At 72.9% G+C, this 16271-nt stretch carries 13 protein-coding genes; 9 read left to right on the top strand and 4 right to left on the bottom strand.

Annotation, left to right across the window (positions count from 1 at the left end; all coding sequences use genetic code 11):
- The first annotated feature begins 116 nt into the window (after positions 1 to 116).
- The 8 genes from NFU81_RS11705 (at position 117) to NFU81_RS11670 (ending at position 12658) form a co-directional block, all read left to right on the top strand.
- Positions 117 to 2078 carry a S53 family peptidase gene (locus NFU81_RS11705; protein ID WP_251488495.1) on the top strand — a complete coding sequence of 654 codons (1962 nt, stop codon included), beginning with the start codon at positions 117 to 119 and terminating at the stop codon, positions 2076 to 2078.
- Between the two features lie 244 nt (positions 2079 to 2322).
- The gene (leuS, locus tag NFU81_RS11700; RefSeq protein WP_251488492.1) at positions 2323 to 5208 is read left to right on the top strand and encodes a leucine--tRNA ligase; all 2886 of its coding nucleotides are present in this window, start codon (positions 2323 to 2325) and stop codon (positions 5206 to 5208) included.
- Positions 5209 to 5334: 126 nt separating this feature from the next.
- Complete coding sequence (locus NFU81_RS11695) at positions 5335 to 5913, top strand: hypothetical protein (RefSeq protein ID WP_251488490.1); 579 nt, start codon at positions 5335 to 5337, stop codon at positions 5911 to 5913.
- Between the two features lie 186 nt (positions 5914 to 6099).
- Positions 6100 to 6945 carry a DegV family protein gene (locus NFU81_RS11690; protein WP_251488488.1) on the top strand — a complete coding sequence of 282 codons (846 nt, stop codon included), beginning with the start codon at positions 6100 to 6102 and terminating at the stop codon, positions 6943 to 6945.
- Between the two features lie 86 nt (positions 6946 to 7031).
- Positions 7032 to 7850, top strand: a complete 819-nt coding sequence (locus tag NFU81_RS11685; protein ID WP_251488486.1) for a ComEA family DNA-binding protein — start codon at positions 7032 to 7034, stop codon at positions 7848 to 7850.
- Entirely contained in the window at positions 7847 to 10708 is a 2862-nt protein-coding gene (locus NFU81_RS11680; protein WP_251488484.1) for a ComEC/Rec2 family competence protein, read from the top strand. The genes NFU81_RS11685 and NFU81_RS11680 overlap by 4 nt, the downstream gene beginning before the upstream one ends.
- 79 nt (positions 10709 to 10787) lie before the next feature.
- Positions 10788 to 11405, top strand: coding sequence for a winged helix-turn-helix domain-containing protein (locus NFU81_RS11675; protein ID WP_251488482.1), 618 nt, complete (start codon positions 10788 to 10790; stop codon positions 11403 to 11405).
- Complete coding sequence (locus tag NFU81_RS11670; protein WP_251488480.1) at positions 11402 to 12658, top strand: MFS transporter; 1257 nt, start codon at positions 11402 to 11404, stop codon at positions 12656 to 12658. The genes NFU81_RS11675 and NFU81_RS11670 overlap by 4 nt, the downstream gene beginning before the upstream one ends.
- A gap of 4 nt (positions 12659 to 12662) precedes the next feature.
- On the opposite strand, the gene NFU81_RS11665 is transcribed toward NFU81_RS11670, so the two are convergent.
- Positions 12663 to 12902, bottom strand: coding sequence for a hypothetical protein (locus tag NFU81_RS11665; RefSeq protein WP_251488476.1), 240 nt, complete (start codon positions 12900 to 12902; stop codon positions 12663 to 12665).
- A 29-nt stretch (positions 12903 to 12931) separates the two neighbouring features.
- Positions 12932 to 13519 (bottom strand): DUF4352 domain-containing protein, encoded by a 588-nt coding sequence (locus NFU81_RS11660; protein WP_251488474.1) that lies wholly within the window; start codon positions 13517 to 13519, stop codon positions 12932 to 12934.
- 162 nt (positions 13520 to 13681) lie between these two features.
- On the opposite strand from NFU81_RS11660, the gene holA reads away from it, so the two are divergent.
- Complete coding sequence (holA, locus tag NFU81_RS11655) at positions 13682 to 14668, top strand: DNA polymerase III subunit delta (protein ID WP_251488471.1); 987 nt, start codon at positions 13682 to 13684, stop codon at positions 14666 to 14668.
- A gap of 15 nt (positions 14669 to 14683) precedes the next feature.
- Here holA and NFU81_RS11650 read toward each other — a convergent pair whose 3' ends face one another.
- On the bottom strand, positions 14684 to 15529 hold the full coding sequence (locus tag NFU81_RS11650; protein ID WP_251488468.1) for a hypothetical protein: 846 nt from the start codon (positions 15527 to 15529) through the stop codon (positions 14684 to 14686).
- A gap of 262 nt (positions 15530 to 15791) precedes the next feature.
- Positions 15792 to 16058, bottom strand: a complete 267-nt coding sequence (rpsT, locus tag NFU81_RS11645; protein ID WP_251488465.1) for a 30S ribosomal protein S20 — start codon at positions 16056 to 16058, stop codon at positions 15792 to 15794.
- Positions 16059 to 16271: the final 213 nt, after the last annotated feature.

Here is a 16271-nt window from a genome sequence, read left to right as displayed (position 1 = left end):
CATGAACTGATCAGCGAAAGAGTGTCGCTCTGCGGTACGACGTGTACGCATAGCGGCGACGCCGCAGTGCGCGACCAACGCGAATAACGCGACAACTCGCTTCGCATGGGGGTTACATGAGATTTGAGCGCAAAAGGACGCGCGTGGGACTGGTGGCCGCCGCCGCGCTGCCGCTGGTCGCCAGCGCGCTCGCGCTTGGCACCCAGTCCGCCTCGGCCGATCCGTCCGCCGGACGCCAGCTCCTGTCCGGCACCAAGCCGCAGTGGGCCACCGCCCAGGCGGACAAGGGCGCCACCGCCGACTCCGCCAAGGTGACCGTCCGGGTCTACCTGGCCGGCAAGGACGCCAAGGGCCTCGCGGCCTACGCCAAGGCCGTTTCCGACCCGAACTCGTCCGCCTACGGGCACTACCTGACGGCAGCACAGACCCAGGCCGCGTACGGCGCGACCAAGGCGCAGGTCGCCGAGGTCACCGCCTGGCTGAAGTCCTCGGGCCTGAAGGTGACCGGCGCCAACCGGCACTACCTCTCCGTCACCGGTGACGTGGCCGCCGCGGAGAAGGCGTTCGGGACCCAGCTGCACAACTACACCAAGTCGGGCCACACCTACCGCGCCCCGACCGGCAACGCCACCGCGCCCGCCTCGCTGCACGGCGCGGTGCTCACCGTCACCGGTCTGGACACGGCACCGAAGAAGTCCAGCCACGACGAGGCGCTGCCGCCTCCGGACGGGGTCTTCAAGAACGCCGGGCCCTTCTCCACGTACTTCGGCTCGAACACCGACCCGAAGTACCCCTCGGCATACGGCAGCAAGGCCCCGTACGCCATCCAGGGGTACACCGGCGACCAGCTGCGTGCCGCGTACGGCGCGGGCAATTACACCGGCAAGGGCGTGACGGTGGCCATCACCGACGCCTACGCGTCGCCGTACATTGCGCAGGACGCGGCACGATACGCCAACGACACCGGCGGCCAGAAGTACAAGAAGGGCCAGCTCTCGCAGGTCCTGCCGGCCGACTACAACAGCACGGTCGACTGCGGTGCCGGCGGTTGGTACGGCGAGGAGACCCTCGACGTCGAGGCGGTGCACGCGGTCGCCCCCGACGCGGACATCGTCTACGTCGGCGGTGCCTCCTGCTTCGACAACGACCTGCTCGACGCGCTGAACAAGGTCGTCGACAACCACCTGGCCGACATCGTCTCCAACTCCTGGGGCGACGTCGAGGCCAACGAGACGCCGGACATCGCGGCGGCCTACGACCAGGTCTTCCAGCAGGGTGCCGTCGAGGGCATCGGCTTCTACTTCTCCTCCGGTGACTCGGGCGACAACGTCGCCTCCACCGGTGTGAAGCAGGCCGACGTCCCCGGCAACTCCCCCTGGGCCACCTCCGTCGGCGGCACCTCGCTGGCGGTCGGCAAGAACGACAAGTACCAGTGGGAGACCGGCTGGGGCACCGAGCGCGCCCCGCTGTCCGCCGACGGAAAGTCCTGGACCGGCTTCCCCGGCCCGTACACCTCCGGCGCGGGCGGCGGCACCAGCAAGTACTACGACCAGCCGTTCTACCAGCGCGGTGTGGTCCCCGACTCGCTGGCGCTGGCCAACGGCGGCACCGTCAAGCAGCGTGTCGAGCCCGACATCGCGGCGGTCGCCGACCCGAACACCGGCTTCCTGGTCGGCCAGACCCAGTCGTACCCCGACGGGTCGCTGCAGTACAGCACGTACCGCATCGGCGGCACGTCGCTGGCCGCACCGGTCATCGCCGGCGTCCAGGCCCTCGCACAGCAGGCCAGGCACGGCATCGCGATCGGCTTCGCCAACCCGCTGATCTACGACAAGTACGGGACGTCCGCGTACCACGACGTCACCGACCACCCGCTGGGTCAGGGCCAGGGCCTCGCCGTGGTCCGTGTGGACTACGCGAACGCCTTCGACGCCTCGGAGGGCACCATCGTGTCCCTGCGGACGCTCGGCGCCGACGCCTCGCTGCACGCCACGGTCGGATACGACGACGTCACCGGGGTGGGCACGCCCGCCAAGGGCTACGTCACGTCCTCGCTGCCGCCCAAGCACGGGCGCTGAGCACCAGCAGCAGCACCTGCGAGTCCTGCGGCCCCCGCACCGGTCAACGGTGCGGGGGCCGTGCCCGCTGCGGTAACCTGGCGGCATGCGAGCCATGAGCCTCCTGCTTAGCGAGCCGCGCTGACAACGAACCACGTCGGTGCGGCACCCCTCCTGCGCGAGGGGCTTTTTTGTTTGTGCAGGCAGGACACGGGCAGAGACGGGCCGCAGCAGCCGTCATGACATCGATGGAGTACCGAGGACGATGAGCGACACCACCCCGGCCGCCGAGACGGCTGCGCCGCACCGCTACACCGCACAGCTGGCCGCCGACATCGAGCGCCGCTGGCAGGACCGCTGGGAGACCGAGGGCACCTTCGCCGCGGCGAACCCCAGCGGCGACCTGGACTCCGACCCGGAGCTGGCGGCCCGGCCCAAGAAGTTCATCATGGACATGTTCCCGTACCCCTCGGGCGCGGGACTGCACGTCGGCCACCCGCTGGGTTACATCGCCACCGACGTCTACGCCCGCTTCCAGCGCATGACCGGGCACAACGTCCTGCACACACTGGGCTTCGACGCCTTCGGCCTGCCCGCCGAGCAGTACGCGGTGCAGACCGGCACCCACCCGCGGGTCTCCACCGAGGCGAACATGGTCACCATGCAGGCGCAGCTGCGCCGGCTGGGCCTGGGCCACGACCGGCGCCGCTCCTTCGCGACCATCGACCCCGACTACTACCGCTGGACGCAGTGGATCTTCCTGCAGATCTACAACTCCTGGTACGACAAGGCCGCCGACCGCGCCCGCCCGATCGCGGAGCTGGTCGCGCAGTTCGCCGACGGCACCCGCGAGACCCCCGACGGGCGCCCCTGGGCCGAGCTGACCGCCGCCGAGCAGTCCGAGGTGCTGAGCGGCCACCGGCTGGCGTACGCCGCCCAGTCGCCGGTCAACTGGTGCCCGGGCCTGGGCACCGTGCTGGCCAACGAGGAGGTCACCGCGGACGGCCGCTCCGAGCGCGGCAACTACCCGGTCTTCAAGGCCAACCTGCGCCAGTGGATGATGCGCATCACCGCCTACGCCGACCGGCTGCTGTCCGACCTGGACGCGCTGGACTGGCCCGAGGCGATCAAGCTGCAGCAGCGCAACTGGATCGGCCGCAGCGAGGGCGCCCGGGTCGACTTCCCCGTGCGCACCGCCGACGGCCAGGCGTCCGCCGACGCCGCCGTCACCGTCTTCACCACCCGCCAGGACACGCTGTTCGGCGCGACGTACATGGTGCTGGCGCCCGAGCACGAACTGGTCGAGGCCATCGTCCCCGCGGCCTGGCCCGAGGGCACCCACCCCGTGTGGACCGGCGGCCATGCCACGCCCGCCGACGCCGTCGCCGCCTACCGCAAGCAGGCCGCGTCGAAGTCCGACGTGGAAAGGCAGGCGGAGGCCAAGGACAAGACCGGTGTCTTCACCGGCGCCTTCGCCGTGAACCCGGTCAGCGGCGACCCCGTCCCGGTCTTCATCGCCGACTACGTCCTGATGGGCTACGGCACCGGCGCCATCATGGCCGTCCCCGCCCACGACACCCGCGACTTCGCCTTCGCCCGCGCCTTCGAACTGCCCATGCGCTGCGTCGTCGAGCCGACCGACGGCCGCGGCACCGACACCACCACCTGGGACGACGCCTTCGCCTCGTACGACGCGACGATCGTCAACTCCGCCGGTGAGGGCATCTCGCTGGACGGCCTGGGCGTCGTCGAGGCGAAGGCCGCGATCACCCGGTGGCTGAGCGAGCGCGGCATCGGCGAGGGCACCGTCAACTACCGGCTGCGCGACTGGCTGTTCAGCCGCCAGCGCTACTGGGGCGAGCCCTTCCCGATCGTCTACGACGAGGACGGCGTCCCGCACGCCCTGCCCGACTCGATGCTGCCCGTCGAGCTGCCCGAGGTCGACGACTACAGCCCGCGCACCTTCGACCCGGACGACGCCGACACCTCGCCCGAGACCCCGCTGTCGCGCAACGCCGAGTGGACCACCGTCGAACTGGACCTGGGCGACGGCCCGCGCACGTACCGCCGCGAGACCAACACCATGCCCAACTGGGCGGGCTCGTGCTGGTACGAACTGCGCTACCTGGACCCCAACAACAGCGAGCGGCTGGTCGACCCGGCGGTCGAGTCGTACTGGATGGGCCCGCGCGACGGCCGGCCGGCCGGCGGCGTCGACCTGTACGTCGGCGGCGCGGAGCACGCCGTGCTGCACCTGCTGTACGCCCGCTTCTGGCACAAGGTGCTGTTCGACCTGGGCCACATCTCGTCCGTCGAGCCGTTCCACAAGCTGTACAACCAGGGCATGATCCAGGCGTACGTCTACCGCGACGCCCGCCGTATCGCCGTCCCCGCCGCCGAGGTCGAGGAGCTGGGCGGGGAGTACTGGTACAACGGCGAGCGGGTCACCCGGCTGCTGGGCAAGATGGGCAAGTCGCTGAAGAACGCGGTGACGCCCGACGAGATCTGCGCCGAGTTCGGCGCCGACACGCTGCGGCTGTACGAGATGGCCATGGGGCCGCTGGACGTCTCCCGCCCCTGGGAGCCGCGGGCCGTCGTCGGCCAGTACCGGCTGCTGCAGCGGGTGTGGCGCAACGTGGTGGACGAGGCGACCGGCGAGGTCACCGTCTCCGACGCCGAGCCCGACGAGGAGACGCTGCGCGCGCTGCACAAGGCCATCGACGGCGTCAGCGGCGACATGGCGGAACTGCGCTTCAACACCGCCATCGCCAAGATCACCGAGCTGAACAACCACCTGACCAAGGCCGCCGCGCCCGTACCGCGCGCGGTCGCGGAACAGCTGGTGCTGCTGATCGCCCCGCTGGCGCCGCACATTGCCGAGGAACTGTGGTCCAAGCTGGGCCACACCGCCTCGCTGACCCACGCCGACTTCCCCGTCGCCGACCCGGCCCTGGCCCAGGACCCGGAAGTGACCTGCGTCGTCCAGATCAAGGGCAAGGTCAAGGCCCGCCTGGAGGTGCCCCCGGCCATCCCCGAGGCCGAGCTGGAGGCCCTGGCCCTGGCCGACCCCGCGGTCGTCGCAGCCCTGGGCGGCGCGGCGATCCGCAAGGTGATCGTGCGGGCGCCGAAGCTGGTCAACATCGTCATCTGAGCGCGTGCCACGCCACCTAGGGGCAGGCTGGGGGATCCACCGGATTCCACCGGCCTGCCCCTGCGGTTACCGTGGAGGGAGCGGCGCGTCACGCCGTCCGCCGAGCACTCTCAGGAGGAGCCGCCCGTGGAAACCGCCGGCATCGTCGTCCTCCTGTTCCTGCTGATCTTCGCGGCGCTGGCCACGGTCGCGACGGTACGAACCGTGCGCGCGGTCAAACGCGGTGTGACCCGCGGTACCGCCCAGGCCCGCAGGGTCGTCGAGGACGCCCAGCTCAAGGCCCGCCGCTACACGTCACCGGGCGTCGCGGGCGACGTGGTCCAGCTCCGGATCGACCTGCGCACCGCCATCGACAGCACCTTCGCCGCGCTGGACGAGCGCCACCCAGACGACGCCGCCCTCGCCGAGGCCGCCGCGCTGATGGCCCGCCTCAACGACCACGCCCGCGCCCTCGACGGCGAGCTGAAACTCCTCGAACGGGAGCCGGACAAGTCCCGTGTCGCGGCCCGCCTCCCCGAACTGGCCACCCGCGTCCACCACGTCACCCACTCCGCGGACTCCCTCCGCTGGGCGGCCCAGGACCGCGCCCACCACGCCACCGCCGACGACCTGGCCTCGCTGACCGACCAGATCGCCATCGAATCCGATGCCCTCCGCCACTGGACCCCGACCCAGCCCCCCAAACTCCCGGCCTCAGGCGAGTAGGCCCGCGTCGCGGGGGGCCATACATTCCAGCCCGTCCGGCGTTTGAGGAGGCGCGGGTGGATGGTCGCGGGCGTCAACAAAACCGAGCCCGTCCGGCGATTGAGGACCAGCCCCGCCGGCAATGAGGCGCCCCGCCGCAAGGCCCAAGCTGTCGCCCCGGCGCGCACCCCGGGTAATCTCCCGGACATGCCCCCGCACGTCGCCATCGTCACGGACTCCACGGCCTACCTAGGCCGCGACGCCCTGGACCGCCACCAGATCACCATCGTGCCCCTCACCGTGGTGATCGGCGACGAGGCCCTGGAAGAGGGCACGGAAATCTCCGCCCCCGCCGTCGCCCGCGCGCTCCAGCGCCGCCGCCCGGTCACGACCTCCCGCCCCGGCCCCCTCGAATTCGCCGCGGCCTACGAAGCCGCTGCCGCGTCCGGCGCGGCGGCGATCGTCTCGCTCCACCTGTCCGCCGACTTCTCCGGCACCTACGACGCCGCGCTGATCGCCGCGAAGGACGCCCCCGTCCCGGTCCGCGTCGTGGACACCGGCATGGTCGCGATGGCCCTGGGCTTCACCGTCCTCGCGGCCGCGGAGACCGCGAAGGCCGGCGGCACCGCCGACGAGGTGGTCGTCGCCGCCGAGAAGCGCGCGGCCGACACCTCCGCGTACTTCTACGTCGACACCCTCGACTACCTGCGCAGGGGCGGCAGGATCGGCACCGCCCAGGCCCTGTTCGGCTCCGCGCTCGCGGTGAAGCCACTGCTGCGGCTGGCCGACGGGCGGATCGAACTGCTGGAGAAGGTCCGCACCGCCTCGAAGGCGATCACCCGCCTTGAGGAGATCGTGGTCGAGCAGGCGGGCACCCGCAGGGTGGCCCTGGCGGTCCACCACCTCGCCGCGGCGGATCGCGCCGCGACCCTGGCGGACCGGTTGCGCGAGCGCGTGCACGGCCTCGACGACCTGGTCGTGAGCGAGGTCGGCGCGGTGATCGGCGCTCACGCCGGGCCGGGGCTGCTCGGTGTGGTGATCTCCCCGCACTGACCGTGGTTGTCCACAGGCTGTGAGTTATCCACAGGCTGCGGACCAAGATCATCGCGGGGTGGGCCGGCCGGTCCACGATGATCGGTATGAACGCGACGAACCCGGTGGGCCAGGCCGGCCCGATCATCGTCATCCGCCCGCGCCGCAAGGCTGCCGTGCAGGCCAGGGCCGCACTCACCCGTGAGCGCGCCTCCGCGATCTTCGGCGCACCGCCCGAGCCCCCTCCTCCTTCTCCACCTCCACCTCCATCTCGACCGCAGGCGGAGCCGGAGGCGGAGGCGGGGCCGCCGAGAGGGCGGCTCGACGGACTGCGCACCTGGCTGCTGCTGCGCTGCGGGCTGGAATTCCGCACGGTGCTGGCGCTGGTGGTCGTCCTGCTGGTGGGCGCGGGGCTCGCGGTGCGGCATTACGTGGCGGGCCGCCCGCACGCGGTCCACGTCCCCGCCGCGGTCCCGGCTGCGGCTGCCGCCCCACCGCCCGCCGCCTCCGCGCGGCCCGACCTGACGGTCGACATCGCCGGCAAGGTCCCGCACCCGGGCCTGCGCCGGCTCCCGCCCGGCTCCCGTGTCGCCGACGCCTTGACGGCAGCGGGCGGCCCTCTCCCGGGCACCGACACCACGGCCCTCAACCTCGCCCGCCTCCTCACCGACGGCGAACAACTCCTGGTGGGCCTTGCCCCGCCCCCCGACGCCACGACCTCCCTCTCCCCGACCGCCCCTCTCAGCCTGAACTCGGCCACGGCCCCCCAACTCGACGCCCTCCCGGGCGTCGGCCCGGTCCTGGCCCAGCACATCCTCGACTTCCGCACCCAGCACGGCGGCTTCACCACCATCCAGCAGCTCCGCCAGATCCCCGGCATCGGCGACCACAAATTCACCACCCTCAAACCCCTGGTCCACCCATGACCTCCAACAACCCCAGCCCCTCGCAACCGCCCCACGGCACGAGCATGGGCAACGACGACGGGCGCCAAGTGCGGCCGGGGCGTGCGGCCCGCGGGGAGCGCGCAGGAATCGGCACGCCCGGCCGCGACGTGCCAGAAGCGTCCGCACGGCGGGTGCCGCCCGGGAGGGGCGCGGGGAACCGCGCGAGCAACCACGAGGGACCGTCGCCCGAAGGGACGGCCCAAGCCCCGCAGGGCGCGGCCCAGCCGGGCCTGACCGCGCAAGAAGCGGTGCGGCAAGGCCGCACCCCCGTGCACGCGGCGGCCGCGTCCCGGCTGGGCGCGTCGGAACCGCACCAGGACGGCCCGCCGGATCTGCGGCTCGTGCCGCCTGCCCTGGCGGCCTGGGCGGCCGCAGCCCTGACGCCGGCCGTCGGCGCGACGGCCCTGCTCGTAACCGCGGGACTCGCGGCAGCCGCCGGGGCGGCAGCAGCGGTCACAGCCGCCCGCGGGGCAAGGGCGAGGGCAACGGCAAGGGCGCGGACACAGCCACAGGAACGGCCCGCAGGGCCAAGGCCGGAGCCCGGCCACCCCGCCCGGGCAGGGCACCGCACCCCCACCCTCCCCGCCGCGGCAGCGGCTGCGCTGCTGGCCGTCGCGACGGCGACCGCCGTCGCGGCGCTGGCGGACGCCGACCGCCACCGCGGCCCGATTCCCGAACTGGCCGCCCGCAGAGCGCCGGTAGCGGTCCCGGTGGAGCTACGGATCACCGCCGACCCGTTCAGAACGCGGACCCCGACCCCACCCCCGCCCGGCACGGGCAACGGCATCGTCGTGGTGAGGGCGGAAGCCGTCCGCGTGGGCACGACGAGAACCCGCACCCCCGTCGTCGTGCTGGCGAACCGCGACCAGGCGGCCTGGCTCCGGCTGCTGCCGTCGACCACGGTGTCCGTGCGGGTCCGCGTGAGCCCGCCCACCCGCGGCCCGGCCGACCCCGCGGCAGCGGTACTGCACCCCACGGGCGGCCCGCCCCGCGTCCTGGCCCCGCCCAGCACACCGCAACGCCTCGCGGCCCGGCTGCGGTCCGGCCTGCGAAAGGCCAGTGGTGACCTGCCGCCCGACGCCCGCGCGCTCCTCCCCGGGCTGGTGATCGGGGACACGAGTGCGCTGCCGCAGGACCTGGAGGACGCCTTTCACGCGACGGACCTGGCGCACTTGACCGCCGTGTCGGGCGCGAACCTGACGATCGTGCTGCTCCTGCTGATCGGGCCGCCGGCCCGGGCGATCCGGGCCGAGCGCCGCGGGCTGGCGGCGGCACTCGGCATCCCGCTGCGCCTGACGGCAGTGCTGGGCGCGGTCCTGACCGCGGCCTTCGTCCTGGTCAGCCGCCCGAGCCCGAGCGTGCTGCGGGCCGCGGCATGCGGGCTGATCACGTTGCTGGCGATCGGCACGGGCCGCCGCCGTTCGCTGCTGCCGGCGCTGTGCGGCGCCGTCCTGCTGCTGGTGCTCTACGACCCGGCCGTCGCGAGGTCGTACGGATTCGCGCTGTCGGTCCTGGCCACGGGCTCGCTGCTGACGCTGGCCCCGCGCTGGAGCGCGGCCCTGCGCCGCCGGGGTGTGCCGCCCCGGCTGGCCGAGGCGCTGGCCGCGGCGGGCGCGGCGCAGGCTGCCTGCGGCCCGTTGATCGTGGTGCTCTCCGCGCGGCTCAGCCTGGTCGCGGTGCCGTGCAATCTGCTGGCGGAACCTGCGGTGGCCCCCGCGACGGTGCTCGGCTTCTGCGCGCTGGCGGTGGCGCCGCTCGCCCCGGCCGCGGCGGCGGCCCTGGCCTGGCTGGCGGGGTGGCCGACCCGGTGGATCGTGACCGTCGCCCGGCATGGCGCGGCCCTGCCGGGGGCGGAGATCGGCTGGCCCGGCGGGTGGCCGGGCGCGGCGCTGCTGGCCGTGGTGACGGTCGCGCTCGCGGTCGGCGGCAGAGCGCTGGCCGGGAGACCCTGGCCCGCGTCCGCCGCGGCCCTGCTCCTGCTGGTGGCGCTGGTGCGCCCGCTGCCGCTGCCGGGTTTCGTTGCGGCGTGGCCGCCCGCCGACTGGCGGTTCGCGATGTGCGATGTGGGGCAGGGCGACGCGCTGGCCCTCGCGGCGGGGCCTGGCAGCGCCGTCGTGGTGGACACGGGGCCGGACCCTGCCCTGGCGGACCGCTGCCTGCGCGATCTGCGGGTCACGACGATCCCGCTGGTGATCCTGACGCACTTCCACGCCGACCACGCGGACGGCCTGCCCGGTGTGCTGCGCGGCCGCAGCGTCGGCGCGATCGAGACGACGGTGCTGGACGAACCGGCGGCGCAGGCGGCCGCGGTGCGCCGGGAGGCCGCGGCCGCGGGGGTGCCGATGCTGCGGGCGAGCGCGGGGGAGCAGCGCAGTGCGGGCGGACTGGCCTGGCGCGTGCTGTGGCCGCCGCCGACCGCCGATGCGCTGCCGGACGACGACCCGAACGACGCGAGCGTGGCGCTGCTGGTCCGTACCGGCGGCCTGACCCTGCTGCTCGCGGGGGATCTGGGGCCTGTGGCCCAGCAGGAAGTGCTGGACGCACCGCCCGGCCTGCCGCGGGTCGACGTCCTCAAGGTCGCCCACCATGGCAGCGCGTACCAGGACCCGGTGCTGTTCGCCCGGACGAGGCCGCGCCTGGCGCTGATCTCGGTGGGCGCGCACAACCGCTACGGCCACCCGGCCGCCCGTACGGTCACCGCGCTGCGGGCGCTGGGCGCGACGGTGCTGCGGACCGACACGGACGGGCCGATCGCGGTCGCCGGCGACGGCCCGGCCGGGCTGCGGACGGTGCTGGCGGGCGCGAGGGCGGGCGGCGGGTCGGCGGGCGCCGGCTGAAGCGGGCGGGCAGCATCCTAAAGGTCTGCTTAGAAAGAGATGCTTGTAAAGACTTCTTTAGAAAGCTAGCTTTAGGTACATGACGGAGAAGCCATGGGAGCACCAGGTCCACCTCACCGACCCGCGCGCCCTGCGCGCGTACGCGCATCCCACCCGGATGACCCTGGTCGGCCTGCTCCGCCAGGAAGGGCCGTTCACCGCGACCCGGGCCGCGGAGCTGACCGGCGAGTCCGTCGCCAGCTGCTCGTACCACCTGCGGATACTGGCCAAGTACGGGCTGGTCGAGGAGGCCGACCCGGGCGGTCCCGGACGGGAGAAGCCGTGGCGGGCGACGGCCGCGTACACGGACTGGCCGAACTACTCGCCGGACCCCGCGGTCGCCTCGGCCGCGGAGGCGCTGAACGCGGCGGTCGCCGAGAACCAGTTCCACCGCATGATGCGGGCACTGGAGACCCGGCACACCCTGCCCGAGGAGTGGCAGCGGGCCGAGCGCCACTCCGACGCGATGCTGTACCTCACCCCGGAGGAACTGGTCGCGCTGGGCGAGCGGTTCGACGCGATGGTCGCGGAGTTCGCCGACCGCGGCTACCACCCGGAGCTGCGGCCGGAAGGCGCCCGCCGGGTGGCCTACCTGCACGTCGCCTATGTCGCCCCGGAAAGGGCCACGGACACCGACCGCCCCGGGGAGCAGCCGTGAGCGCGCCCACCGCGGTACGGGGGCTCGCGGCCCGTACGCCCGCGCTGCTGCGTGAACAGCAGTTCCGCCGCTACTGGACCGGGCAGACCGTCTCGCTCTTCGGGGACGAGGTCAGCTACCTCGCGGTCCCGCTGGCCGCCGTCTTCGTGCTGCACGTCGGGGCCACCGGCATGGGCTGGCTGCGTTTCGCCGGGCTGCTGCCCGCGCTGCTGTTCTCGCTGCCCGCGGGAGCCTGGGCGGACCGGCGCGGGCGCCGCAGGCAGACCATGATCGCCGCGGACCTGGCCCGCGCCGCGCTGATGGCCTCGCTGCCCCTGGGCTACGCGTTCGGGGTGCTCACCTTCGTCCAGCTGTGCGTCGTCGTCTTCGCGGTCGGCACCCTCGCGGTCGTCTTCGACGTCTGCAACGCCACGCTGTTCGTGTCGCTGGTGAGACCCGAGCAGTACGTGTCGGGCAATTCGCTGACCAGCGGCAGCCGCGCGTTCTCCTTCGTCGCGGGGCCGAGTGCGGGCGGCCTGCTGGTCCAGGTGCTCGCCGCGCCCCTCGCGCTGCTCGCCGACGCCGCGTCCTATCTGGCCTCGGCCTGGCAGCTGGCCCGGATAGCGCCCGTCGAACCACCCGCCGCCGAGCGCGGCAAGGGGCGCCTCACCGAAGGGCTGCGCTTCATCGCGCGCTCCCCGCTGCTGCGGGCGATGCTCGCCTGCGCCGCGACCATCAACCTCTTCAACTTCGCCTTCCACACGCTCGTGGTCCTCTACGCGGTCGACGAACTCGGCTTCAGTGCGGGGACACTGGGCCTGGTCATCGGCGCCGGCGCCGTCGGCAGCCTGCTGGGCGCGGTGGTCAGCAGCCGGATCATCGGGGCGATCGGGATCGGGCCGGCGCTGATGGTCGGCGCGGTCGCCTTCCCCGCGCCACTGATCCTGGTCCCGCTGGCCGGCGGCCCGACCCCGCTACTGCTGGCCGCCTTCTTCGCCGCCGAGTTCGTCTCGGGCCTGGGCGTGATGCTGCTGGACATAGCCGCCGGCTCACTCCAGGCCGCCGTCATACCCAACGCCCTGCGCTCCCGGGTCTCCGGCGCCTTCCGTACCGTCAACTACGGCGTCCGCCCGCTCGGCGCGCTGGCCGGCGGCTTCCTCGGTTCGGCGATCGGCCTGCGCCCCGCACTGTGGCTGGTCACCGTCGCCGCCACCTTCGGCGTCCTGTGGCTGCTGCCCTCCCCCGTGCCGCACACCCGCGACCTCCCCACCTGACGGCCTACTCCAGCCAGCCGTCGTGGGCGGCCGCAACGGCGTCGAGTGCGGACGGGACGAGAGCGCCCCCGGGGTCCTCGACGACCACCAGCCACTGAGCGTCCTCGGCGTCGTCCTCCCCGGCAAGCGCGTCCCGTACGAGCCGCGGCTCCTCCGCGAGGGAGAAGCCCTCGGCCAGCTCCGCGGCGACCTCCTCGGCGGCATCGCGGTCGGGAAGCACCAGGACATGGCGTACATCGGTCACCGGGACATTGTGCCGCGGGGGAGCGGCGGTCACTTCACGGACCACTCCCCGACCTGATCGGCGAACCCGGAGTCCAGGGCGAACTGGACGGTACTGATCGTCGACGAGATCGGGACCTCGAAGGGGATCCAGCCCAGAGCCATGTCGCCCGGCCTGAGATTGACGTTGCTGGACATCGAAGGCCCTGCGCTGATCTCCGCGAAGGTGGAGGAGAAGCGCTGCCCCTGGCTGTCGGCGACCTGCGCCCCGTTGCTGGGACTGTCGGAGTAGACGGCGCTGCCGGTGTTGACAAGTTTGAACTGCGCGGCGACGAAGCGCTTGCCCTTGCTCGGGGTGGTGAACTCGTCGGCGCCGTGTGCGTTCGCGTTCCACGCGACGACGGTGACGGCGACCGCCAGGCCGGGGTCGCTGCCGTGCAGGGTGATCGTGTCGCCGATGTGCGCGACCGTGGGCTTTGTGGACGTCGGGGTGGAAGCCGCGGCCACGCTTGTGGCGGTGGCCGCCGGGACGCTGGCCTGCGTCGTGCTGTCCGGGCTGGTCTTCACGCTGGTTCCGCCGCAGGCGGTCAGGGCGACGGCAAGGCCGGCGACGGCCAGGGTGAGGGCGATTCTGCGCACAATGTTCCTTATGGCTGTGTTGGCCGATGAGTGCGATTCACTATGGTGAAGGTCGGTTTGCCGCACTGGGCGGAACGACAGTCTGTGACAGATCCGCTACGCTAACGTTACGCGCGACAGCCCCGGGCTCGATGTCACAGGGGCGTGGGATGCTGGGGCGCGATGGCCAGGAAGACCGCTCAAGACGACCCGCTCGCTGCGCTCACGCTCGCCGTGGGGCAGGAGGACCTGCTGCTCGACCGCGCCGTGCGGGAGGTGGTGGTGGCCGCGCGGGCCGTGGACGCGGACACCGACGTACGGGACCTGACGCCGGACGCGCTGCAGCCGGGGACGCTGGCCGAGCTGACCAGCCCGTCGCTGTTCTCCGAGCGCAAGGTCGTCGTCGTGCGCAATGCGCAGGACCTGTCGGCCGACACGGTCAAGGACGTCAAGGCGTATCTGGCCGCGCCGGTGGAGGAGATCACCCTGGTGCTGCTGCACGCCGGCGGCGCCAAGGGCAAGGCGCTGCTGGACGCGGCGCGCAAGGCGGGGGCGCGGGAGGTGGCGTGCCCGAAGATGACCAAGCCCGCCGACCGGCTCGCCTTCGTACGCGGCGAGTTCCGTACGCTCGGCAGGTCCGTGACGCCCGAGGCGGCGCAGGCGCTGGTCGACGCGATCGGCAGCGACCTGCGGGAGCTGGCCAGCGCGTGCGCGCAGCTCGTCGCGGACACCGAGGGCACCGTCGACGTCGCGGTGGTCGCCCGCTACTACACCGGGCGGGCCGAGGCGACCGGCTTCGAGGTGGCCGACCTCGCGGTGACCGGGCGAACGGCCGAGGCGCTGGAGCGGCTGCGCTGGGCGCTGTCGGTCGGGCAGCCGCTGCCGGGCATCACCTTCGCGCTGGCCTCCGGGGTCCGCGCCATCGGCAAGCTCGCGTCGGCACCCCGCGGCGCGAATCCGGGCCAGCTGGCCCGGGACCTGGGCATGCCGCCGTGGAAGATCGACCGGGTGCGGCAGCAGGTCCGCGGCTGGAGCGCGGACGGCGTCTCGGTCGCGCTGCGCGCGGTCGCGGAGGCCGACGCTGCCGTCAAGGGCGGCGCCGCCGACCCGGCCTACGCCCTGGAGAAGGCGGTGGTCACCATCGCCCGCGCCGCCCGCGCCCGCGGCTGAGAAGCCGCCGGCCCGCTACTTGAGCTTGGCCAGCGTCGCCTTCGTCGACGCCTTCACCCACTCGGTGCCCTGGCTGAGGGTCGGCGACTTGTCCTCGTCCTGGTTGTCGTTGAGCGAGTCGGGGTAGTGGTACCAGGACATGGTGAAGATCAGCGCCCCGTCGCGCACGCTCAGGACGGCCTCCCTGCTGCCGGTCGAGCTGCCGTCCGACTCCGCGGTGATGGAGTCCATGGTCGCGAGATACGCCTCGTCCCCGAACCCCTCCACCGGCGTGACGGTGTACTTGTCCTTCGCGTCCGCGCCGCCGATGACCTCGTAGCCCTTCATGTGGTCGGCGAACTCGGCCTGCGGGTCGGTCTTGCGGTGCAGGTCGGCGTCGACCGTCAGGTAGGCGTCGGAGTAGGTCGAGGACTCCTGCTTGAGGCTCTCGCTGCAGTGCATCTCGGCCAGCGTCGGCCGGTCGCTGGTGTAGAAGGTCGGGTCGTCGTCCGGCTTGGGGTACGCGGTCGTGAAGGCGCTCATGTCCAGGGCGCTGCACAGGTTCTTGGACACCTTGTAGCCGTGCAGGGCGGGCTTGCCCGAGTCCTTGCCGAGCAGCAGCATCCCGCCGCCCCACAGTGCGGACGCCACGACGGCGCCGACCACTCCCCAGAGCACCGCCTTGCCCGCCCCGCCGCGCGGAGCACCCGCGGGCGCGGCGCCCGGCGGCTGCGGCGCACCGTAGTACGCGGGCTGCGGGGAGCCGTAGGGGCCGGCCGCGGTCTGGGCGTACGGGTTGTGCTGCGGCGGCACGGGCGCCCCGTACCCGCCGACCTGCGGCTGGCCGGGTATCTGCCCGGGCGGCGGTCCCGGCGGGGGCACGGCTCCTGAGCCCTGCGGGGGGTTCGCATACGGGTTTGAGCCCGGCTGGTCAGGCGGCGGCATCGACATATGGTGAGGATATCGACGCCGTGAGTAAAAGTACTGCCCGTCCGGGATTCCCGGACGGGCAGTGAAGGCCTGTCGGTGCGCCGCAGGCACGTGGCGAACGTCCGCGTGCGGCGCGGGTCTTGGGCGGTGCGGGTCCGGGCGGTAGAGGGGCCGCTGATTCCGGTTGCCCGCCGTGCCGGCGGACCCTGGGTGATCAGCCCTGGAGCGAGGCGACCGACTGCGCGATGGCCGACTTCTTGTTGGCGGCCTGGTTCTTGTGGATGACGCCCTTGCTCACGGCCTTGTCGAGCTTCTTGGACGCGGCACGCGCGGCGGCCTCGGCCTTGGCGGCGTCGCCGGCCGCGACGGCCTCACGGGTGCGGCGGACCGCGGTCTTGAGCTCGGACTTGACCGCCTTGTTGCGCAGTCGCGCCTTCTCGTTGGTCTTGTTGCGCTTGATCTGGGACTTGATGTTCGCCACGAAAGAGCCTTCTCAGGTTCGTTTACCGAAAGGATCAGCGCCCCGGTTCCCGGGTCCGGCGGATTGCCGTTGACGGGCGTCACGAGGCACAGCGCCCCAGGTTACCAGCAGCGCCGGGCCGCTCCCAAACCGCACGGCACCCTCCGGCCATGGGACCATGGAGGCTACGTATCGATCCGACCAGCCAGCAGAGACCGAGTCCCGCGCCGAGCG

It is taken from the genome of Actinacidiphila cocklensis (assembly GCF_907177275.1).
In the GTDB taxonomy this organism is placed as follows: domain Bacteria; phylum Actinomycetota; class Actinomycetes; order Streptomycetales; family Streptomycetaceae; genus Actinacidiphila; species Actinacidiphila cocklensis.
The sequence above is the reverse complement of the archived record's forward strand: the minus strand, read 5'-3'. Positions and strand labels throughout refer to the sequence as shown.